Origin of the sequence: Corallococcus sp. AB011P (assembly GCF_003611605.1) — a bacterium.
Classification (GTDB): Bacteria; Myxococcota; Myxococcia; order Myxococcales; family Myxococcaceae; genus Corallococcus; species Corallococcus coralloides.
This window is the reverse complement of the sequence record NZ_RAVX01000016.1, coordinates 89,324-109,995: the sequence shown is the minus strand read 5'-3', so window position 1 is coordinate 109,995 and position 20,672 is coordinate 89,324. Positions and strand designations below refer to the sequence as shown.

General features: G+C 69.7%; 20 protein-coding genes. 6 read left to right on the top strand and 14 right to left on the bottom strand.

Annotated elements, in window-relative coordinates:
* Positions 1 to 10: 10 nt before the first annotated feature.
* A complete protein-coding gene (locus D7X30_RS30385) occupies positions 11 to 1,543 on the top strand; it encodes a hypothetical protein (RefSeq protein WP_199724587.1) in 1,533 nt (510 codons plus the stop codon).
* A gap of 67 nt (positions 1,544 to 1,610) precedes the next feature.
* Here D7X30_RS30385 and D7X30_RS30380 read toward each other — a convergent pair whose 3' ends face one another.
* The 7 genes from D7X30_RS30380 to D7X30_RS30350 all read right to left on the bottom strand — a co-directional run bounded on the left by D7X30_RS30380 (position 1,611) and on the right by D7X30_RS30350 (position 9,570).
* Entirely contained in the window at positions 1,611 to 3,368 is a 1,758-nt protein-coding gene (locus D7X30_RS30380) for a GspE/PulE family protein (protein WP_233591884.1), read from the bottom strand.
* A gap of 77 nt (positions 3,369 to 3,445) precedes the next feature.
* A complete protein-coding gene (locus D7X30_RS43690; RefSeq protein WP_120566470.1) occupies positions 3,446 to 5,212 on the bottom strand; it encodes an MYXO-CTERM sorting domain-containing protein in 1,767 nt (588 codons plus the stop codon).
* 73 nt (positions 5,213 to 5,285) lie between these two features.
* A complete protein-coding gene (locus D7X30_RS30370; RefSeq protein ID WP_120566469.1) occupies positions 5,286 to 6,047 on the bottom strand; it encodes a uroporphyrinogen-III synthase in 762 nt (253 codons plus the stop codon).
* An 11-nt stretch (positions 6,048 to 6,058) separates the two neighbouring features.
* The gene (hemC, locus tag D7X30_RS30365) at positions 6,059 to 7,000 is read right to left on the bottom strand and encodes a hydroxymethylbilane synthase (RefSeq protein ID WP_120566468.1); all 942 of its coding nucleotides are present in this window, start codon (positions 6,998 to 7,000) and stop codon (positions 6,059 to 6,061) included.
* Positions 6,997 to 8,337: a glutamyl-tRNA reductase gene (gene hemA / locus D7X30_RS30360; RefSeq protein ID WP_120566467.1), complete on the bottom strand. Its 1,341-nt coding sequence runs from the start codon at positions 8,335 to 8,337 to the stop codon at positions 6,997 to 6,999. The genes hemC and hemA overlap by 4 nt, the downstream gene beginning before the upstream one ends.
* 2 nt (positions 8,338 to 8,339) lie before the next feature.
* The gene (locus tag D7X30_RS30355) at positions 8,340 to 9,152 is read right to left on the bottom strand and encodes an inner membrane protein YpjD (RefSeq protein WP_120566466.1); all 813 of its coding nucleotides are present in this window, start codon (positions 9,150 to 9,152) and stop codon (positions 8,340 to 8,342) included.
* A gap of 55 nt (positions 9,153 to 9,207) precedes the next feature.
* Positions 9,208 to 9,570: a hypothetical protein gene (locus D7X30_RS30350; protein ID WP_014398182.1), complete on the bottom strand. Its 363-nt coding sequence runs from the start codon at positions 9,568 to 9,570 to the stop codon at positions 9,208 to 9,210.
* Between the two features lie 176 nt (positions 9,571 to 9,746).
* Between D7X30_RS30350 and trxA the strand changes: the two genes are divergently transcribed.
* On the top strand, positions 9,747 to 10,073 hold the full coding sequence (gene trxA / locus D7X30_RS30345; protein ID WP_014398183.1) for a thioredoxin: 327 nt from the start codon (positions 9,747 to 9,749) through the stop codon (positions 10,071 to 10,073).
* Between the two features lie 436 nt (positions 10,074 to 10,509).
* Positions 10,510 to 10,851, top strand: coding sequence for a hypothetical protein (locus tag D7X30_RS30340; RefSeq protein WP_120566465.1), 342 nt, complete (start codon positions 10,510 to 10,512; stop codon positions 10,849 to 10,851).
* A gap of 18 nt (positions 10,852 to 10,869) precedes the next feature.
* On the opposite strand, the gene D7X30_RS30335 is transcribed toward D7X30_RS30340, so the two are convergent.
* Genes D7X30_RS30335 through mreC form a run of 5 tightly spaced genes read right to left on the bottom strand, consistent with a single transcriptional unit; the run spans position 10,870 to position 16,085 of the window.
* Positions 10,870 to 11,511 carry a PilZ domain-containing protein gene (locus tag D7X30_RS30335; protein ID WP_120566464.1) on the bottom strand — a complete coding sequence of 214 codons (642 nt, stop codon included), beginning with the start codon at positions 11,509 to 11,511 and terminating at the stop codon, positions 10,870 to 10,872.
* Positions 11,512 to 11,529: 18 nt separating this feature from the next.
* Positions 11,530 to 12,657, bottom strand: a complete 1,128-nt coding sequence (gene rodA, locus D7X30_RS30330; protein ID WP_199724595.1) for a rod shape-determining protein RodA — start codon at positions 12,655 to 12,657, stop codon at positions 11,530 to 11,532.
* 7 nt (positions 12,658 to 12,664) lie between these two features.
* A complete protein-coding gene (gene mrdA, locus D7X30_RS30325) occupies positions 12,665 to 14,725 on the bottom strand; it encodes a penicillin-binding protein 2 (protein ID WP_120566462.1) in 2,061 nt (686 codons plus the stop codon).
* Complete coding sequence (locus tag D7X30_RS30320; protein ID WP_120566461.1) at positions 14,722 to 15,222, bottom strand: hypothetical protein; 501 nt, start codon at positions 15,220 to 15,222, stop codon at positions 14,722 to 14,724. The genes mrdA and D7X30_RS30320 overlap by 4 nt, the downstream gene beginning before the upstream one ends.
* Positions 15,219 to 16,085, bottom strand: a complete 867-nt coding sequence (gene mreC, locus D7X30_RS30315) for a rod shape-determining protein MreC (protein ID WP_120566460.1) — start codon at positions 16,083 to 16,085, stop codon at positions 15,219 to 15,221. Before mreC ends, D7X30_RS30320 begins: the two co-directional genes overlap by 4 nt.
* 229 nt (positions 16,086 to 16,314) lie before the next feature.
* Here mreC and D7X30_RS30310 point away from each other — a divergent pair, with 229 nt between their 5' ends.
* Complete coding sequence (locus tag D7X30_RS30310; protein ID WP_120566459.1) at positions 16,315 to 17,892, top strand: SurA N-terminal domain-containing protein; 1,578 nt, start codon at positions 16,315 to 16,317, stop codon at positions 17,890 to 17,892.
* On the opposite strand, the gene D7X30_RS30305 is transcribed toward D7X30_RS30310, so the two are convergent.
* Positions 17,893 to 18,993 (bottom strand): sensor domain-containing diguanylate cyclase, encoded by a 1,101-nt coding sequence (locus D7X30_RS30305; RefSeq protein ID WP_120566458.1) that lies wholly within the window; start codon positions 18,991 to 18,993, stop codon positions 17,893 to 17,895. It lies immediately after the preceding gene.
* 64 nt (positions 18,994 to 19,057) lie between these two features.
* Between D7X30_RS30305 and D7X30_RS30300 the strand changes: the two genes are divergently transcribed.
* On the top strand, positions 19,058 to 19,651 hold the full coding sequence (locus D7X30_RS30300) for a nucleoside triphosphate pyrophosphatase (RefSeq protein ID WP_120566457.1): 594 nt from the start codon (positions 19,058 to 19,060) through the stop codon (positions 19,649 to 19,651).
* Positions 19,648 to 20,313: a YggS family pyridoxal phosphate-dependent enzyme gene (locus D7X30_RS30295; RefSeq protein ID WP_120566456.1), complete on the top strand. Its 666-nt coding sequence runs from the start codon at positions 19,648 to 19,650 to the stop codon at positions 20,311 to 20,313. Before D7X30_RS30300 ends, D7X30_RS30295 begins: the two co-directional genes overlap by 4 nt.
* A gap of 7 nt (positions 20,314 to 20,320) precedes the next feature.
* Here D7X30_RS30295 and D7X30_RS30290 read toward each other — a convergent pair whose 3' ends face one another.
* Positions 20,321 to 20,539 carry a hypothetical protein gene (locus D7X30_RS30290; RefSeq protein WP_120566455.1) on the bottom strand — a complete coding sequence of 73 codons (219 nt, stop codon included), beginning with the start codon at positions 20,537 to 20,539 and terminating at the stop codon, positions 20,321 to 20,323.
* Between the last annotated feature and the right edge of the window lie 133 nt (positions 20,540 to 20,672).

Genomic DNA, 20,672 nt, shown 5'->3' with positions numbered 1-20,672 from the left:
TGGAGGGACATTGAAAACGTTGCAGACGCTGGCCCTGGCGGGCCTGACAACCCTTTCCGCGCCCGCTTGGGCCGGGGACTTCGTGGACACCCGTTTGTCGTTCGTCTTCGCGGACGACAACGTGCTTGCGGGCGCGGGAGAGACCACTCCCAACAGCCCCAACGCGCGCTTTGGCGCGGGCAACCAGAACACGCAGTTCTACGACAACTTCAACACCAAGTTCTCCGGCTTCGAGTCGCTGTCGAACGTCGTGCTCTACAAGCGCATGCCGGCGTTCTTCGAGGGCCTCACGACGGAGGCGGCCCTCACGCTGCTGGTGCTGGAGCGCCCGTCTGGTGGTGTCGACATCCTCGACAACTCCAGCTACGTGCGCCTGAACTACCAGCCGCCGGGCTGGGGTGAGAAGGAAGGCATCTCGCTCACCGGCTTCCCGGTGTCCGCGGACCGCTTCCGTCTGGGCTACGCGTACCGCATCTCGTGGGGCGGCAGCCCCATCTTCACCAACCGCGCCACCGCGGCGGGTGTGCCGGGCGCCAAGCTGCAGCTGACGCGCGACCGCTGGTACGCGTACGTGGGCGGCAAGACGGCGCTGGTGCTCAACGACCTCATCCTGGAGCAGGAGACGCTCTACGGCGTGATGGCCGGCGCGGGCTGGGACATCCTGGAGACGCTGCGCGTGGAGGCCGGCGGCGGCTACTTCCAGAAGGGCATCGTCCCGGGCCTGGCGAACCAGTCCATCGAGGCGGGCGTCAACGCGGCCGGTGTGTCCGGCCAGATTGTCTACCACGTGGGTGTGCCGGTGGGCACGAGCGTGGACTTCCGCCTGTACAAGAACGACCCGGAAATCTACCAGCGCTTCTTCGCGCCGGAGACGTACCCGGGGGGCCTGTCCTACTCCTTCTCGCTGGAGGGCAGCTACCTCACGCAGACCCTGCAGGACCCGGACAAGTTCGGCGCCACCAAGCCCCAGGGGGCCACGGCGCTCGCCTTCCAGGGCCGCGCGAAGCTGAACCGCTTCCGCTTCAACGCGCTGGCGCTGGTGCGCAGCCTGTCCTTCATCCAGTTCGACGTGCCGGGCTTCCCCCCGTTCCAGGACTTCCCCACGGGCACGGTGCTGAAGCCTGAAGTCTTCGGCGCGGTGGGCGTGGACTACAACATCGCGGGCCTGCACCTGACGCCGGGCTTCATCATCGGCGCGCAGCAGCCGGCGTCCTTCCGCAGCCCGGTTCCGCTCGTGGGCGGCAGCAACCCGCCCCCCAGCCTCACCGGTACGCGCACGGTCGTGGTGCGTGACGCCAACCAGCTGAGCATCCTGCCCAGCACCTGCGGCGGCACCAACGCCTGCGAGGCGGAGCTCATCTGGTCCGCCAAGGCCACCTTCCGGTGGGACCTGTCGGAGACGGTCGCGGCGGTCGGCGAGGTCTACTACACGTACGACACCAACCGGACCACGTTCGAGGACGACGTGACGGGCATCGCGCAGCCGAACTTCGAGAAGCCGCACGCGCTGGGCTTCAACACGCTGCTGCAGGCGCGCTTCTAGGCCGCCCTGCCCGCTTCCGGGCAGCTTCGCGGGGCCCGCCGTGCTTCACGGCGGGCCCTTCGTGTTTCTAGAAGGCGGACGTCATCCGCACCACCTCGTCGAAGGCGGTGAGGCCCTGCGCCAGCTTGCGCACGGCGGCCTCGCGCAGCGTGCGCATGCCACCGCGGCGCGCGGCCTGCGTCAGGTGCTCGTAGGGCGCCTCGCGGGCGATGAGCTCCCGCACCTCGCGGTTCGTGGAGACGATTTCGAAGACGCCGGTGCGGCCGGAGAAGCCGGTGCCGCGGCAGCGCACGCACCCCGCGCCCTTGGACAGCTTCACGCCGCCGGGCAACAGCGGCAGCGGCACTTCCAGGGCCAGGAGCTCGTCCGGCGTGAGCACCGCCTCCTCCGAGCAGTGCACGCAGACGCGGCGCAGGAGGCGCTGGGCCATGACCCCCAGCAGGCTCTGCGCCAGGAGGAACGCCGGCACGCCCAGGTCCTTCATGCGCGCCACCGCGCCCAGCGCGTCGTTGGTGTGCAGCGTGGAGAGCACCAGGTGGCCGGTGAGCGCGGCCTGGATGGCGTTCTCCGCCGTCTCCGCGTCGCGGATTTCGCCCACCATGATGACGTCCGGATCCTGGCGCAGGATGTGGCGCAGCGCCCCCGCGAAATCCAGGCCCACCTTGGGCTGCACCTGCACCTGGTTGAAGGTGTCCCACACCATTTCGATGGGGTCTTCAATCGTGGTGACGTTGACGTCCGGCCCCGCCACCGCCTTGAGCGCGGAGTAGAGCGTCGTCGTCTTGCCGCTGCCCGTGGGGCCCGTCACCAGGATGAGGCCGTGGGGTTGATCAATCCACGACTCGAAGTGGCCCTTCTCGTCCGGATCGAAGCCCAGCTGGGCGATGTCCTGCACCAGCGTCTCCGGGTCGAAGATACGGATGACCACCTTCTCGCCGAAGGCGGTGGGCAGCGTGGAGACGCGCAGCTCCACCTCGCGGCCGTCGCGCTCCGTCTTGATGCGGCCGTCCTGGGGGCGGCGCTTCTCGGAGATGTCGATGCGCGCCAGCATCTTCACGCGCGACACGATGGGCGGGTGCACCTGCGCGGGCAGCGTGTAGACGGGGTGCAGCACACCGTCGATGCGCAGGCGCACCACGGCGGTGGCGCGCTTGGGTTCGATGTGGATGTCCGACGCGCGGTTGTCGAAGGCGTAGCGCAGCAGGTAGTCCACCGCCTGCACCACCGGCCTGTCTGACGCCTCCAGCTCCTGCGTGCCGCTGAGCGACACCAGCTGCTCGAAGTTGGCGATCTGCGCGTTCGCACCGCCAAAGTCGTCCGCGGCCTTGGCCAGCGTCTTCTTGAAGCCGTAGATGTCCGCGATGGAGCGGAGGATGTCCGTCTTCGCGGACAGCACGGGCTCCACCGGCTCGCCGGTGAGCCGGTGGAAGGACTCGAAGAGCTCGCGGTCGAAGGGGTTGGCCACCGCCACGCGCAGCCGCCCCTGTTCGGTGCGCTCCAGGGGCAGCAGCACGTGCTTCTGCGCGTAGGGCCGGGACACCGTGCGGGTGGCCAGCGCCATGTCCATCTTCAGCGGATCCAGCTTCCGGTAGGCCAGCCCCGCGGCGCGCGCGGCGGCCTCCGTGACGCGGTCCTCGTCCAGCACGCCCCGCCCCCCCGGCGCCGGAATCTGGAAGGCCGCGACCACCTCCACGGGCGACACGTCATACCGGGCCGCGTCCTTTCCCGTCCCGCCCTGCGCCTTGAGGACGCGGGCGCGCGCGGCGGGCTCCCGCGCCAGCACCTCCTGCGCCTGCTGGGGTGTCAGCAGGCGCTGGGCGACCATGGCCTCCAGGAGGAAGCCCAGGGTGAAGTCCGTGGCGCCGCGCGAGGGGCCGCTGCTTCCGGGGGGAGCCGCCTGGGTCACACGTTCCTCCTTCTGCGGGTGGCCAGGAGCAACACCCCGAGCCCCACGAGGAATGCCGCGGAGGAGGGGGCGCTCTGGCAGCCGCAACCGCCGGGGTCGTTCGTCGAGCCACCCGTGCCACCGTCCACCGGCGGGGGCGGCGGCGTGCCACCGTCACTGCACAGGGTGCAGGTGCCGCCGTCCGTCTGGGCATACGGGTCGTAGCACTGGCCGCCATTGCCGCAGTACAGACCATTGGGGCAGTCCTGGTTGCTGCGGCAGGCGGCAATGCAGGCGGTCCCTTCCGCGAACGGCACGCACTGGAGCGGCGAGGCGCAGGTGTTCGCGCCGCAGTCGCGGAAGCAGAAGCGATCCTCGCCGGTGCCCGCCGGGCGGCAGGTGCTGCCGGGGCTGCATGAGCAGGTGGACACCGAACACGGCTCCGTGCACACGCCCTGCGGGTTGCCGTTGAGCTTGAGGCACGTCTGGTTGGTGCCGCACTCCGAATCCTGGAGGCACGGGTCGCCGACGCTGCGCGTGCCCGTCTTCTGCTGGATGCAGGCGTGGTCGCACGAGCGGCAGGCGTGGTTGCTGCCGCAGTCGCTGTTGGTGGCGCAGTCGGCGACACACACGTCGCCCCCGTTGTCGGGCAGCGTGTTGCAGGTATAGCCCTCGCGACAGTCCCCCTTGCCCGGGCGGCAGTTCTTCAGACAGCGCTTGCCCACGGCGCCCACGCTGGTGCACGTGGAGCCGATGGGGCAGTCCGCGTTCGCGATGCAGGACTCCGTGCAGTAGCCGTCCGTCCACGCCGGGAAGGCGGTGGTCTTGTCCGCATCCGTGAGGCAGCGCGATTCCGGCGCGCCGCAGGTGCTGGCGTTCGCGCAGGGGTTGCCCACCTTCGTGGTCGACCCGAAGGCCTCCGGCAGACAGGCGAACTGCGAGCCGGGGATGAGGGTCGACGCGCGGCACTGGTAGGGGTCCGGGCAGGCACCGGGCGTACCGACCGGGCACGGCTTGGAGCAGATCTTCTGCGAGGCGCCGCTGGTGGTGGACTGGGCGGTGACGCAGGTGAGCCCCGCGCCGCACGCGGTGGTGTCACAGGGCGAGCCCACCGCACCCGTCTGGGGATAGCGCTGGCAGAACGCCCCCCGGTCATACGACGACAGGGCGCGGCGCTGGGTGCCGGTGTCCAGCGTGATGTACATCACCGCGTCCGAGTAGAAGTACGTGCTGCCCAGGCCCAGGCACTGGCCCACCCCGCGCATCACCGCCGACTGGATGTCGATGAAGCCCGCCGGCGTGGGGGAGAGCGTGGTGAACTTGTAGCTCACGGCGTTGAGGAAGATGTCGCACTGGTAGACGAGGCCACCGTGGGTCAGCGGCACCGCGGCCACCACGCTATTGCTGGCGTTGAGCACGTCCGAGAACTCGGCGCTGTTCGGGTCCGTGACCCAGACGGCGGCGACGCTGAAGCCGTCCAGCCGGTCATTCACGTTCGGGATGGGGACGATGGTGGAGCGGCCCTTGTAGGTGAAGGCGGGCCACGCGCAGTCCACGTCCTGCCAGGCCTGGAAGGCCTTCTTCACCGCGTCTTCCACCAGGGACAGGTCATTGCCCCCGGGCTGGGTGTTGCGCGCGTCCACGTAGTACGGGAACGGATCCTGGCTGTTGTTGAGCACCCAGTGGTCCAGGTACTGGTAGCCCAACTGATCCTGGGCGTGCGCTGTCGCGGCCAGCGCCAGCAGTCCAAGGAGGAAGACACTCCGCTGCGTCCCACGCTTCATCACCCGCACCTCTTCACGTCACGTCCGCACGGGGCGCTCCGCCTGGGCGCCCGGACGTCACCGGGCGGACAGTCTACCCGTGAACGGCGCGAACGGTGGCATCCACCAGCGCTTCGGGCGTGGGGCGCTCGGCCACGGCGGCCACGGGGATGCCCAACTGCGTCAGCGCCGTCGCCGTGGTGGGGCCAATGGCCACCACCTTCGCGGAGGCCAGCGGCTCACGGCCCACTCCCTCCACGAAGGCCTCCGCGGTGCGCGGCGAGGCGAAGAGCACCACCTGGGGCGGAGCAGCGGCCAGCTGGGCCAGCGCCTCGGGTTCGACGGCGGCCGGCGCGCTGCGATAGGCCGTCACGCGGGTGACACGCACGCCCAGGTCGCGCAGGCCGTCCTCCAGCTCCCGCCGCCCCTCCTCCGCCGCGGGCAGGAGCACGTCGTCCTCCGGCCCCAGCACGTCGCGCAGGGCGGTGAAGAGCGCCGCGCCGGTGCCCTCGTGAGGTTCGGCTTCCACCTTCAGGCCGTAGCCCTCCACGGCCCTCGCGGTGCGCGGCCCCACGGCGGCCAGCTTCACGCGGGACAGCCGGTCCAACGTGCCGGCGAGCCGCAGGGCCTCCAGGAAGGCCTCCACGGCGGAGGGGCTGGCGAACACCACCCAGTGGTAGCGCTGCACGTGCTCGGCGGCGGACGCGAGCGGGCGCGGGTCCTCCGGCGGATGCAGCTCCAACAGCGGCAGGCTGAGGACGTCCGCGCCCTCGTCCTCCAGGAGGAAGCACAGCTCTTCGGCCCGCTCACGGGGGCGCGTCACCAAGATTCGGATGCCATCCAGTCGCCGGTCCACGGGCCGGCACTCTAGGCGCGGGGCGCGCCTTCGCGGCGGCCGAAATCGCGCAAGATGTCTCCCGCCCCGCGCGACAGGAGTTCGTCCGCGAGCGCCTCGCCCAGCCGCTCCGCTTCCGGTACGGGCCCCTTCACCTCGGCCCGCACCACCAGCGAACCGTCCGGCCGGCCCACCAGGCCGCGCAGGTACACCTGGCCGTCCTCCACCGTGGCGTGGCCGGCCAGGGGCACGGTGCAGCCGCCCTCCAGCTTCGCCAGGAAGGCGCGCTCGGCCCGCACGGCGTTGCGCGTGGCGATGTCCTCCAGGGGCTGAAGCAGCGCTCGCACGTCCGCGTCCGCCTCGCGGCACTGGATGGCCAGCACGCCCTGCCCCACCGCCGGCAGGCTCTCCGCCACCGGCACCACCTGGGTGATGTGGTGGTCCAAGCCCAGGCGCTTGAGCCCCGCCGCCGCGAGCATGGCGCCCGCGAGCCGCAGGTCGCGCGTCTTCTGAAGGCGCGTCTGCACGTTGCCACGCAGGGAGACGATCTCCAGGTCCGGCCGGCGCGCGCGCAGGATGCAGCTGCGCCGCAGCGAAGACGTGCCCACCTTCGCGCCCGCGGGCAGCATCGCCAGCGTGTGCCCGTCCGGGCTGCAGAACGCGTCGCGCGGGTCCTCGCGCGCCGGCACCGCCGCCAGGATGAGCCCCTCCGGGAACACCGACGTCATGTCCTTGAGGCTGTGCACCGCCACGTCCGCGCGGCCATCCAGCAGGGCCTGCTCAATCTCCTTCACGAACAGGCCCTTGCCGCCCACCGCGGACAGCGGCGCGGACAGGAAGCGGTCGCCCTCGGTGGACATCTTCACCAGGGTGACCTCCAGGCCGGGGTTGCGCTCGGTGAGGAGCGAGGCCACGTGATTCGCCTGCCACAGCGCCAGCGGGCTCTCCCGCGTCGCGATGCGCACCGTCTTCATCGCCGGCTCCCGGTGGCCACCACGGTGTTGCGCGCCTCCTGAGGGGGCGCGGTGGGCTCTTCCGGAGCGATGGCGGCGGCCTCCGCCTCCGTGAGGCCGAACAGCTCCGCGGCGGCTCCCGCCAGCCGGTTGCCCTCACCCTGTGGGCCCACGGCGCGCAGGCGCGCGGTGGGCTCATGCAACAGCTTGTTCACGATGGCTCGCCCCATGGCTTCGATGCTCTTCTTCTGCTTGTCGGTGAGCCCGTCGCCCATGCCCAGCAGCGTGCGCTCCACCTCCGCGCGGGCAATGGCCTCCGCGCGCTGACGCAGGCGCGCCAGCACGGGCATGCCGTCGCGCAGCGCGCGCTCCCGGGCGAAGCGCGCCACCTCCTGCGCCACCAGCCCGCCCGCCTTGTGCGCCTCTTCCGCGCGCGCGGCGGTGTTGTCCGCGACGAACTTCTGGATGTCGTCCACGTCGTACGCGTGCACCCAGTCCAGCGTGCCCACCGCCGGGTCGATGTCGCGCGGCACCGCCAGGTCCACCATGAACAGCGGCCGTCCCTTGCGCGCCCTACTCAGCGCGCCGACATTTTCGCGCGTGAAGATGGGCACCGGCGACGCGGTGCTCGTCACCACCACGTCCGCGGCGCCCAGCAGCGTGAAGAGCTCCTCGAAGGGCTTCGCCACGCCGCCCACCTCCGCCACCAACGCCTCCGCGCGGGCGAGCGTGCGGTTGGTCACGATGAGCTTCCCGGCGCCCGCGTTCTTCAGGTGCCGCGCCGCCAGCTCCCCCATCTCTCCCGCGCCCACCACCAGGACGGTCTTGTCCTTGAGCCCGTCGAACACCTTGCTCGCCAGCTGCACCGCCGCGGACGCCATGGACGTCGCCGCGCGGCCCACCGCCGTCTCCGTGCGCACGCGCTTGGCGCAGCCGAACGCCGCCGCGCACGCGCGCGTCAGTTCCCCGCGCACCGCGCCCGCGCCCTGGCCTCGCTCGAAGGCGTCCTTCACCTGCCCCAGGATCTGGGCCTCGCCCAGCACCATGGAGTCCAGGCTGGCCGCCACTCGGAACAGGTGCACGAGCGCCGCCTCGCCCTGGTGCTCGTACAGGTGCTCCAGCGCCTCAGCGCCGCCCAGCGAGTGCAGCGTCTCCCGCGCGCGCTCCCGCGCCAGGTCCGCGCTGGGGGCCGCCAGGTACACCTCCACGCGGTTGCACGTGGACACCCAGAGCGCCTCCACGGGCGCCTGCGCCAACCGCTGCAACACTTCCGTCTGCCGGGCTTCGGGCAATGCCAGCCGCTCGCGAACGCCCAGGGGCGCGGTGCGGTGTGACACGCCAATGCAGATGAATTCCATGGCTACGGCATCCCCGGGCCAGCGGCGGACAGATCGTAGGACGACAGGAAGGAGACCAGCACCAGGCAGAAACCGGCCATGGTGAGCAGCGCCACCCGCCGGCCGCGCCAGCCGGCGAAGATGCGCGCGTTGACGAGCGCGGCGAACATGCCCCAGGCGACGAACGTCGCCACGTGCTTGGCTTCGAGCGCCCAGGCGAGCCCCCGCAGCGTGGTGGTGAACAGGGCGCCGGTCGCCAGCGTGAGCGACAGCGCGATGAAACCCCACACGACAAGCCGCCGGTTGAGCGTGTCCAGGAACTCCAGGGACGGCAGCCGCGAGAAGAGCAGCCCGAAGTGCTTGGCCTTCACCTCCCGCTCCATCAGCAGGTACATGACGCCTACCCCCGCCGCCACGCCAAAGGCCGTCATGCCCAGCAGCGCGATGGTGACATGCACCGGCAACAGCGGCTGGCGCACCGCGTCCGGCAGCGGCGTGGACCCGCCATGCAGCAACATGCCGATGAGCAGCACCGCCACCGCCAGCGGCGTGAGGAACGCGCCAATGACGGGCTTGCGGTAGCGCACGTCCAGCGCCAGGAACAGCGCCAGCAGCAGGAAGGCGAAGGTGGACATGCCCTGCGCGGGGCCCACCAACCGGCCCCCCTGCGCGCTCAGCAGTTCGATGAGCGCAACGCAATGCATCAGCAGCCCGGTCCCCACCAGCACCCGGCCGGTGACGGCGAGCACCTGGGACTGGCGGACCAGGAAGGCGAGGTAGACGAGCGCGGCCAGGCCGTAGGCGTGGCAGGCGAGCGAGACGAGCGTATGGCTCATGGCGGCAGGCTCATAACCCCGGCCGAGGAGGCATTCAGTCCTGCCTCAGCCCATTTTACATTTTATTGAGAATGAAGGCCGCCAGCAGGTCGGTCTCCGAATTGGGCTTGCGCTCGGGAGCGGGCGCCCCCACTTCCGCCACATAACCCGGAACCACTTCGTATGCGGAGTCCCCGACCAGGATGGAGTCGGCCATCTGCTCAGCCCCCAGCCGGCCGAGCTGCTCCTCGGTCTTCACCCGGGAGACCAGTTGGTGCGTGTCCTCCCCGGACACCAGCTGCACCACATGGACGGCGGGCGTGAGCGGCCAGGCGCTCCCACCCTCGGCGGCGACCACCAGGCGGCCCTCGCGCAGGTCTGCTTTGTCCTCCAGCGCCCACTCCTCGAGCTGGGCCTGGGACAGGAAGAGCTTCGTCACGCCGCGCAGACTACACCACCCTCATGTCCGGCGGGCCCGGAAATGGGGTGCAACCTCCGGCCAGATGCGGCATCCGTTCCACCGGAAGCGGCCCGGCCTTCCCGTCCCCCGAGGCATCCGCCGGACGCGAAGCTAAAGGACGTATCCTACTCAAGCAGTAGACACGAGGTGACGACATGGCTGGCGACGTGATCAACATCGGTGATTCGGACTTCCAGAAGCAGGTCCTGGATTCGCAACAACCCGTGCTCGTGGACTTCTGGGCCACCTGGTGCGCGCCCTGCCGCGCCATCGCGCCCTCCGTCGAGGCGCTGTCCGCCCAGTACAAGGGCCAGGTGACGTTCGCGAAGATGGACATCGACGCGAACCAGGACACGCCCCAGAAGTATGGCATCCGCTCCATCCCCACCCTGTTGCTCTTCAAGGGCGGCAAGGTGGTGGACCAGATTGTCGGCGCGGTGCCGAAGTCGCGCATCGAGGACGTGGTCCGGAAGAATCTCTGAGCCCATGTGTTCCCGGTGACGGGCCCGCTCCACGGCCGTCTCCCTCGTCCCCTCCCACCCATGGTGCCCCTGGCCCTCATCGCCAGGGTTCGCGCCCGGTGAGAGGGGACGTTGCTTATGGGCTCCCAACCAGACACCCGGGCGTGACATGGCTGGCGGTTCGATATGTCTGTAGAAAGACAACTCACCGCGACGGTAAGGGCTTTCACGTACCGGGTGCAGCGCGCCCCCTGACGCAGACGTTTCTCTGCTCTTGAGACAAACGCCCGACAGGGACGGATGGACGATCCTCCCGTCATGTTTTGTTCAACAGACATTGAAATTGCATTACGAGTCAAACACGACCCCAACATGTCTTGTTGACAGAGTTCGCCACAACAGACACAAGTCGCGAGTACACGCCTGTCTTGATTGGCGAGTTTCTACAGGAGTTTTCATGGCACGCCTTCGTAAAGAATTGACCTCGCAAGCACCGCTGACCCCTGCCCTGACGTCGTGGGCGGAGGCCCTGGGTGATGCCATCGGCCGCGGCATGCTGCGCGCGCTGAACACGGGGATGCCGGGCATGGGCGCCGTCGCGGCGTCGCCGGGCAATGGCGCGGTGATGGCGGGTCGCCGCCGCGGCCGTCCCCCCAAGACGGTGGCGGGTGGGCCGGTGCCCATGGACCGCCGCTGCACGGTGAGTGGTTGCACCCGCGAGCAGCGCTCCAAGGGTCTGTGTTCCGCGCACTACCAGGCCGAGCGCCGCAGGCAGATCGCCACCGGCAAGCCGGCCTGAAGGCGGCGTACCGGGGCCCTACTCGCCGCGCCAGGGGTCTCCGGGCGTGGTGGCCTTGAGCAGCTCCCAGGCCGCCATCACGTCGATGACCCGCTCCAGCTCATTGGGCAGGGAGCGGGCGCGCTGGGACTTGAGGTAGTCCTCGGTGAAGGCTCTCAGGCGCATGCCCAGGAAGAGCCGGGCGAGCGCCACCTCCGTCTGACCTGAGAAGTCCAGGAAGCGCAGGGCGAACCCGCTGCGGCCCTGGTCCTCCGGGCCACGCTCCTCCCGCACGATCTCCGCGCGAGCCTCCACGGGGGCGGCCCCCTCCTCCAGCGCGAAGCGCGCGCGCACCACCGTGCCCATGGGCAGGAAGAAGGTGCTCGCGAGGAAGGCGCCGCTGACGCTCACGTTCACGGACGTGAGCCCGGCGGAGAAGCGCCGGCCGCCCGCGTCGTCCTCCACCCAGAGGTCGAAGTGCGTGGCCAGCTGCGCGCGCGGGAAGTGCCGGTGCTCCGGCTCCCCCTGGTTCATCTCGATGCGGGGCACCGCGCCGGCAGTGGGCACGCTGCGAGTGGTCCCCACCGGCGCAACGAGCGGCCGGGGTGCCTGCGTGTCCTCCGGCCCGCGGACCGCCGTGCCGGCCTTCGCCGTCGTCACACCCTTCCTCTGCACCACCATCGGAAGCCTCCGCGGCCGTCAGAACATGTGACGGCGCATGCTGATGTTCACCAGCAGCCCGATGCACAACATCACCGACAGCATCGAGGAGCCGCCGTAGCTCATGAGGGGCAGCGTGATGCCCGTCACCGGCAACAGGCCAATGACCATGCCGATGTTTTCGAACACCTGCCAGAAAAGTGTGGCCACCACCCCCACCGCAACGAACGCTCCAAAACGGTCTCGTGCGTTGAATCCCACGCCCAACCCGAGAATGAAGATGCCGCCGTAGAGCACGAGCAACAGGAGACAGGAGAAGAAGCCGTGCTCCTCGGCCCACACGGAGAAGATGAAATCCGTGTGCTGTTCCGGCAGGAAACGCAGACCTGTCTGGGTTCCCTCACGCCAGCCCTTGCCGGTGAGGCCACCGGAGCCCACGGCGATCTTGGATTGCGCGGCGTGATAGCCGCTGCCACGCAGGTCCGCTTCCGGGTCCAACCACCCGGAGATGCGCTGGCTCTGATGTTTCTTCAGGTGGTGGCGCACGACGGTGGTGCGCGGCTCGGGCATCTCCCGGACGTAGTCGTTCCAGATGATGAGGCCGCCCACCAGCACACCCGCCACGATGGTGGCGGCCAGGTACCAGCGCACCTTGCCGAAGAGGATGACGGTGCCGGAGGACAGGAAGATCATCAGCGCGGTGCCCAGGTCCGGCTGCACCAGCACCAGCGTGAAGGGCACCATCACCACCAGCACCGGCTTCCACAGCCGTACGAGCCCGTAGGACGGCTGATTGGGCTGGAAGTCGTCGTGGTAGACCTTGGCCAGCATCAGCACGACGCCAATCTTCATGAACTCCGCGGGCTGCAGGCGGAACGGGCCAATGACGAACCAGCTCTCCGCGCCCTTCGCCGTATGCCCCACCAGCCGCAACGCCAGCAGCGCCAGGATGTTGAGCACGTAGATGGGGAGGGCCATCCGCTGAATCCAGCGGTAGTCCACCAGGCACACCATCAGCACCGCGCCCAGGCCCACGCCCAGGTAGAGCGCCTGGCTGGTCCACACCGGCGCCATGGGGGGCCGGGACGCGGACGCCAGGTTCCAGATGCCCAGCGCGCACACGCCCAGCACGCACACGACGAGCCCCCACGGCACGTGGGGCATCATCCGGCGCTCAATCCGCAGTTGCACTGTCGTCTCCGGTTTCCGAGGGCGGCTGGATGGGCTCTCCCGGCAGGTTCACCCGCGGCGGGGGCACCACGGCGCGGGTGAGCGCCGCTTCATCCAGGCTGGGCGCCGGCGGCAACGACGGCGTGTAGGGCTGGTTGGCGCGGGGCGGCGGTGACGTCGCGTCCTGCGCCTTCAAGTCGAAGTACTTCTTCATCACGGCCAGCGCCGTGGGCGCCGCGTCCACGCCGCCGTGGCCGCCGTGCTCGTTGAGCACCACCACGGCCAGCTCCGGCTTGTTCGCGGGCGCGAAGCCGGCGAACCACGCGTGGTCGCGCTCGAAGTAGCTCATCTGGTGCGTCTTCAGACGCACGGTGCCAATGCGCGTTACCTGCGCGGTGCCCGTCTTGGCCGCCACCAGGAAGTCCGCGGGCAGGCCCGACTTGAGCTTCGCGCGGTACGAGGTGCCGCCGGGCTCCTGCGCCACCGCCTCCAGGCCTTCGACAATGGCCCGCAGGTGCGCGGGGTTGATGTCCACCTTCGACACCACCTCCGGCTTGAACTCCTCCATCACCTGCCCGTCCAGGTTCTCCAGCCGCTGCACCATCTGCGGCTTGTAGAGCTTCCCGCCGTTGGCCACGGCCGCGTACACCAGCGCCAGTTGCAGCGGCGTCACGTTGACGTCGCCCTGCCCCATCGCGCTGTTGAGCGCCATGCCCTTGGTGTAGCCGCCCGGTGAGGCTTTGTCGTGGTACGCGCTGGACGGCATGATGCCGGGCACCTCCGCCACCACCGCGATGCCCGTGGGACGCCCCAGGCCCAGCAACTTGCCCATCTCCGCGATGGGGTCCAGGCCGATGGTGTCCGCCACCTTGTAGAACCACGAGTCGCAGGACGCCTTCATCGCGCCCCGGGCGTCCAGGGGCCCGTGGCCGCTCTCCTTGTGGCAGCGCCACACGCGCGCGCCCAGCCGGTAGCCGCCGGAGCAGTTCACCACCGTCTCCGGGCGGAACAGGCCGGACTTGAAGGCGGCCAGCTGCGAAATCACCTTGAAGGTGGAGCCCGGGCTGTAGTGCTCCGCGGCCACGCGGTTGATCATCGGGTGGAGCGGATCTCTCGCCAGCGTGGCCATCTGCGACGGCGTCACGCGGCCGGTCAGGAGATTCGGGTCGAAGCCGGGGCGGGACACCAGCGCCTTGATGAAGCCGGTGTTCACGTCGATGGCCACCACCGCGCCCGTCACACCCGGGAACGAACGCTCCGCCTCTTCCTGCAGGCGCATGTCGATGGAGAGCACCACGTTGCTGCCGGCCGTGGGCGGAATGACGGCGTTCTCCCCCAGCTTTTCGTTGAGCTCTTCAATCGTCTGGCCGCGCGCGTTCACCACTTCCTTGCGCACGCCGTCCTGCCCGCGCAGCTTGGACTCGAAGTAGCGCTCCAGGCCGCGCCGGCCGATGTAGTCGCCCAGCGCGTACTTCGCGCCGTCCCCGTTGAGGCGCTCCAGCTCCTCCTGGGTGATTTCGTTCATGTAGCCCAGCACGTGCGACAGCACCATGTCCGCGCGGTAGTTGCGGTGCGGCACGGGCACCACCTCCACGCCATCCAGGATGTCGCGCCGGGCGTTGAGCCGGTCGTACTCGTCGCGCGTCAGGTCCACGCGCACCGGCACCGGCTGGAAGGGCGCGTTGCGGCGGCTCGCGCGGACCAGGTCCTCAATCTTCTTGCGCTGCTCGGGGTCCCACTGGAGCAGCTCGCCCAGGCGCGGAATCACCTGCTCGAAGCAGTCCGTGCAGAAGGCCGGCGTGACGAAGGCGTCGAACGACGGACGGCTGTCCACCAGGATGGTGCCGCGCGCGTCCTTGATGACGCCCCGGTCGGCGCGCAGGCGCACCTCCTTCACGAAGTTCGCCACGCTCTTGGCGGCGTACTCGTCATGGCGGATGAGCTGGAGCCGGTACAACTGGATGGCCAGCGCCACCATACCCAGCGACATGGCCAGGCCCAGCCACAGGAAGCGGCGCTTCAGGTCCCGGCCCGGGGTGTTGTTGCCAATGGTCGGAGGCGTCAACGGAGCAACCCCACCGGGCGCTCCTGCGCCACTTCGAACCGCTTGAACACCGGGAAGAGCAACAGGGCCGCCACGCCCGTGAGCGCCAGCTGCACCGGCATGCCGGAGAGCAGCGGCGCCGTGGAGCCGTCCTTCACCGTGAGCCAGGTGAAGAACGTGGACAACAGGCCGTGCCCCAGGTCCGCGCCCATGGCGAACAGCGCGAAGGCCACGGGCCCTCGCACGTCCACGAACGACGCCACCAGCCGGCCCACCAGGAAGGTGAACACCGCGAGGAACGTGAACAGGCCCGTGGGCTGGCCGCTCATCAGGTCCAGCAGGTAGCCCACCGCGAAGGCGGAGCACGCCCCTTCGGTGAGGCTCGCCCGGAGCGCGAGGAAGGCCACCAGCACCACCGTGACGTCCACGCGGCCCAGCACCAGCCCCGCCTGCTGGACGAACACGGACTCCAGCGTGAGCAGCACCAGCGCCAGGATGACGGTCACCAGGAACTTCATTTCTGCATGCCCTCCGTAGCCGCCCCGCCGGTGGCGTTCATCGCACTGTACGGACTGCCCACCACCAGGACCTCCTCCAGCCGGCTGGTGTCCACCGCGGGCGTGATGTCCGCGCCCTGGAACATGCCGTGCTCCTTCTTCTCCAGCTGCGTCACCCGCCCCACCACCAACCCCGGAGGATAGATGCCATCCGTGCCGGAGGTGATGATGAGGTCGCCGTCCTCCACGTCCTCCGTGCGCAGCATGTTCTCCAGCGTCAGGGGGCCGTTGCCCGCGCCCGCCGCCGTGCCGCGCGCCCGCGAGCGCTGCACCCGCACCGCCACCCGGCTCTGCGGATCCGTCACCAGCGCCACGTCCGCATAGCCGCCCGTGGACCGGATGACCTGCCCGACGATGCCGTCCGGCGTCACCACAGACATACCCCGGAACACCCCGTCCTTCTCCCCGCTGCTGATCCGCACCGACAGGAGCTTCGCCACCGGATTGACGCCCACCACCCGCGCCGGAATCTCCGGCCCGGGCACGGCCTCCGCGTACGCCAGGAGCTTGCGCAGCCGCCCGTTCTCCGAGCGCGCCTCGCCCAGCGCCTGCACCGTCGCCCGCAGCTGCAGGTTCTCCAGCCGCAGCGCGTCATTGTCCTGACGGACACCGCGCAGGTCCAGGTAGTTGCGCACCGCAGCCACGACGCCGTCGATGCCGGCGGTGAGTCCCTGCTGCACGGGGGCCGTGAGCGCGATGACGCCCCGGTCGACGAAGTTCGGGTCGCGGCCCCGCCGCCCGCCCAGAAGGAAGGCGCCGAGCGGGTACAGGAGGAGGGCGGCCACGAGGAGGAAGCGGCGGTACCGCTTGAGAAGAGACAGCACGGACGGGGGCTTTCCCGGGGTGGGCGAAGGACGCGGGTGGAAGGGGAGAGGGTCGGGCTAAGCTGGCTGAATCGCTTGCATTTTCCGGTCTGTTGTCCTAGGCAGTCAAGGCCCGGATGAGGGGGTGTTGACACTCATGCATCCCCACCGGCCGGGCTACCAACAACACGGCGCCGCGAGACCTTCCGCAAGGTGAATCGCGGGCGCTTCCGACCGTGAAGTGACCACAATGGACGGTTTGAATCCCCGGAAGGTCTTCTCCCTCCTGTTCATCATCGGCATCGCCGTGGTGTTCACGCTCCAGTTCGGCCCTGGCAGCAACGGGTTCGCTGACACGGGCAGCCAGGCGCCCACCGCCAGCGCGGTGGCCACGGTGAACGGCAAGGAGATTCCTGTACGCGACTTCAGCATGGCCTGGTCGCGGCAGATGAACTTCCTGCGCTCGCAGGGCAACCCCATCCCGGAGTCGATGGCCCGCCAGTTCGGCCTGGACAAGCAGGTGCTCGACCGGCTGGTGAACGCGGAGCTGCTCGCCCAGTCCGCGGAGCGCCACGGCATCACCCCGTCGGATGAGGAGCTGCGCAAGCTCATCCACGAGAACACCGACTTCCACACCAAGGAAGGCGCGTTCGACTTCGCCCGCTACCAGCAGGTGCTGCGCGACTTCTACCGCCGCACGCCGCAGGAGTACGAGCAGGAGCTGCGCCGCCAGATGGCCGCCCAGAAGATGCTGGACGTGGTGCGTACGGGTGCCGTGGTGTCGGACGACGAGGTGCGCGCCCGCTACGAGAAGGAAGGCAACCAGGCGAAGCTGGTGTTCGCCCGCTTCCTGCCCACGATGTACGCGGACAAGGTCCCCGCGCCCACGCCCGCGAAGCTCGCGGAGTTCCAGAAGACGCACGAGAAGGAGATCGCCGACTATTACGCGGCGAACAGCTTCGTCTACAACGTGCCGGAGCGGATCCGCGCCCGTCAGATCCTGGTGAAGGTGGCCCCGGACGCGACGCCCGAGCAGAAGGCCCAGGCGAAGGCGAAGGCGGAAGGCCTGCGCAAGGAGCTGGACGGCGGCAAGGACTTCGCCACGCTGGCCAAGGAGAACAGCGACGACACCGCCACCAAGATGAAGGGCGGCGAGCTGGGCTGGGTGGAGCGCACCACGTGGGACCCGGCGCTGGCCGACGCGGCGTTCGCGCTGAAGGCCGGGGAAGTGACGCAGCCGGTGGAGTCCGCGCTGGGCGTGCACCTGGTGAAGGTGGAGGAGAAGAAGGAAGCCCAGGCCAAGAAGCTGGACGACGTGAAGGGCGAGATCGCCACCAGCCTCTACAAGCAGGAGCAGGCAAAGGGGCTGGCGAAGGCGGAGGCCGAGAAGGCGCTGGCCGCGGCGAAGGCCGGCAAGTCCCTGAAGGAGCAGTTCCCGGTCCCCGCCGGCCAGCAGCCCGCGCTGCTGCGCTTCGAGGCGGAGACCAGGCCGGAGGCCGTGGAGACGGACAGCTTCACCGCGCAGGGTGACTCCGTGCCGCACCTGGGTCCGGCGCCGGGCCTGGTGAAGGCCACCTTCGAGGCCAACGGCCCGGTGGTGCTGGGCGAGGTCTTCACCGTGGGCGAGGCGAACATCGTCGCGCAGGTGGTGGAGCGCGAGAAGCCGGACACCGCGGGCTTCGACAAGCGCAAGGAGGAGCTGCGCACCCAGGCCCGTCAGGCCAAGCAGATTGAGCTGACGGAGTCCTTCCTCAAGTCGCTGAAGAAGAGCGGCAATGTCGTCACCAACAACGAGGCCATCGACTCGGTGTTGGGCGCCGCGGGGTAGTCACCCGCCGGAGCGGGCGTAGGGGACCTCCAGCGGGGTCCCCTCCGCCGAAGGGGCCTCGGCGACCGCGATGCGGTCCCGGCCCCGGCCCTTGGCCGCGTACATGGCGAAGTCCGCCGCGCGGATGAGGTCCGTGGCAGTGGTGGCGTGCCCCGGGAAGGAAGCCACCCCGACGCTCGCGGTGAGCGCCACGTCCAGCCCCTGCTCGCGCAGGAAGCGCTGGGCGCGGAACGCCTCGCAGATGCGCTGGGCGATGACCTTCGCCCCTTCCGTGTCCGTCTCAATCAACATCACCGCGAACTCGTCGCCGCCGTAGCGGAAGACGGCGTCCAGGTTGTGGCGGCCCAGGCTGATGAGCAGGTCCCCCACCTCCTTGAGCGTGGCGCTGCCCACCAGGTGCCCGTGCCGGTCGTTGATGGACTTGAAGTGGTCCAGGTCCAGGAACACGAGCGACAGCGGGTGGCGGAAGCGCGCCGAGCGCTTCACCTCCTGCTCCAGCTGCGCGCGCAGGTGCCGCGCGTTGAAGCAGCCGGTGTGCTCGTCCGTGATGGTGAGCTCCTGGACGCGGCGGAAGTTGCGAGCGTTCTCGATGGCGATGGCCGCGTAGTCCGCGATGGCGGACAGGGCGGTGAGGTCGTCATGCGTGAAGCCGGGCTCGGTGGGCCCGTTGACCAGCTCAATCACACCCAGCACGCGCTCACGCGCCACCAGGGGCACGGCGAGCAGCGAGCGGGTGTGGAAGGCGGAGGCCTCATCGAAGCGGGGCGCGAAGCTGGAGTCGCCGGCCACGTCGTGGACGAGCCGCGCGACGCCGGAGGAGAACACCGCCCCGGCGATGCCTTCCCCCGGGTTGAGCTGGAGGCCCTTGAGCGCTTCCGCGCCCTCCCCCACGGCGATTTCGAAGTAGAGCTTTCCGCTGCGCTCGTCCTGGAGGATGAGCGACCAGTTGCGCGGCTTGAGCAGCGCACTGACCTTCTGCATCACCAGCGCGAGCACTTCGCGCAGCTCCAGCGTGGAGGTCAGCGCCTTGGCCATCTCGTTGTAGGCGGCCAGTTGCTCCACTGTCCGCTTCATGGCCGACAGGAGGTCCGCGGGGTTCATCGAGGTGCCCTCTGGAGCGCAAGTCTGCTAAGGCCCGCGAGCGCGAAACATCCCGCACCCGCCCATGGATCCAACCGAACGCTTCGTTCTCGCCTCCGCATCGCCCCGGCGCAAGGATTTATTGGCCCAGTTGGGCCTTCGCTTCACCGTGGCGGCGGCGGATATCGATGAAACGCCGATGGCCGGAGAAATTGCGTCGGACTACGTGCTCCGGCTGGCCGTGGAGAAGGCCCGCACGGTCGCCACCCGACACCCGGACGCATGGGTGCTGGCCGCGGACACCACCGTGGCCCTGGGGTCGGAGCTGCTCGGCAAGCCCCGGGACGCGGCGGAGGCGCGGCAGATGATCGCCCGGCTGTCCGGCCGGATCCATGAGGTCTTCACCGGCATCGCGGTGGCGGGCCGCGCCCGGGACGCCCAGGTGGTGCGCACGCAGGTGACCTTTCGCACGCTCTCGACGGATGAGATTGCCTGGTACGCGGACACCGGCGAGCCCCTGGACAAGGCGGGCGCCTACGCCATCCAGGGCAAGGGCGGCTTCCTGGTGCATGGCATCGAGGGCAGTCACTCCAACGTCGTGGGCCTGCCCCTGGGAGAGACGCTGGCGTTGCTGAAGCGCGTGGGCATGCCGCTGCCCTGGACGGAAGGTCAGCGATGAGCGTGGCGGACAACCTGGCGCGGGTGCGCGAGCGCGTGGCGAAGGCCTGCGCGAGCGCGGGACGGCCGGAGTCGTCGGTGACGCTGGTGGCCGTGTCCAAGCTCAAGCCCGCGGCGCTCATCCGCGAAGCGTATGCCGCGGGGCAGCGCGACTTCGGGGAGAACTACGCCCAGGAGCTGCGGGACAAGGCCGAGGAGCTCAAGGACCTGGACGGCCTGCGCTGGCACGCCATCGGCTCACTGCAGACGAACAAGGTGAAGTACGTGGCCCGCGTCGCGCACGCCTTCCATGCGCTGGAGCGGCTGGACGTCGCCACGGAGCTGTCCAAGCGGCGAGCGGGCAGCCCTCCCCTCCCCTGCTATGTGGAGCTCAACCTGGGCGGCGAGGACACCAAGCACGGCCTCACCCCGGACGCGCTGGGCGGCTTCCTGTCGCAGGTGCGCGAGCTGCCGAACCTCCAGGTGGTGGGGCTGATGGCGCTGCCGCCGCCCACGGATGACGTGGCGCGGATGCGCGAGGGCTTCGCCCGGCTGCGCGAGCTGGCGCGGGCGCATGCGCTGACGGCCCTGTCCATGGGCACCACGCACGACTTCGAGCAGGCCATCCTGGAGGGCGCCACCGCCGTGCGCGTGGGCACCGCCATCTTCGGCGAGCGCGCCTGAGGTCCGCTCACAGCTCCCGGAACCGCACCCGCCCCTCCTGGTTGACGAGCGCCTTGTACTCACAACCGCAGTAGTTGCAGCGCACCTCGTCCCCGTCGGTGAACGTCTCGTCCACGGGGTTGTTGGCGTTGCAGCCGGGACAGTCGAACTCCTTCAACACGCGGCTGCCGCCGGCGCCCGACTCCTTGGCGAAGTCGTCGTCGTCGAACTGGAAGTCGTTGGCCATGGGCCCGGACGCTAGCACCGGGCGCGGCGTCCGGGGGTGGCCTGCTGGGCATCCAGGCGGGCGCGCCGGACTGTCCGCCATTTGTCAGCGCCCCTTGCGGGCGTGTACCCCTGCGGGCCGCCATTTCCGTCCC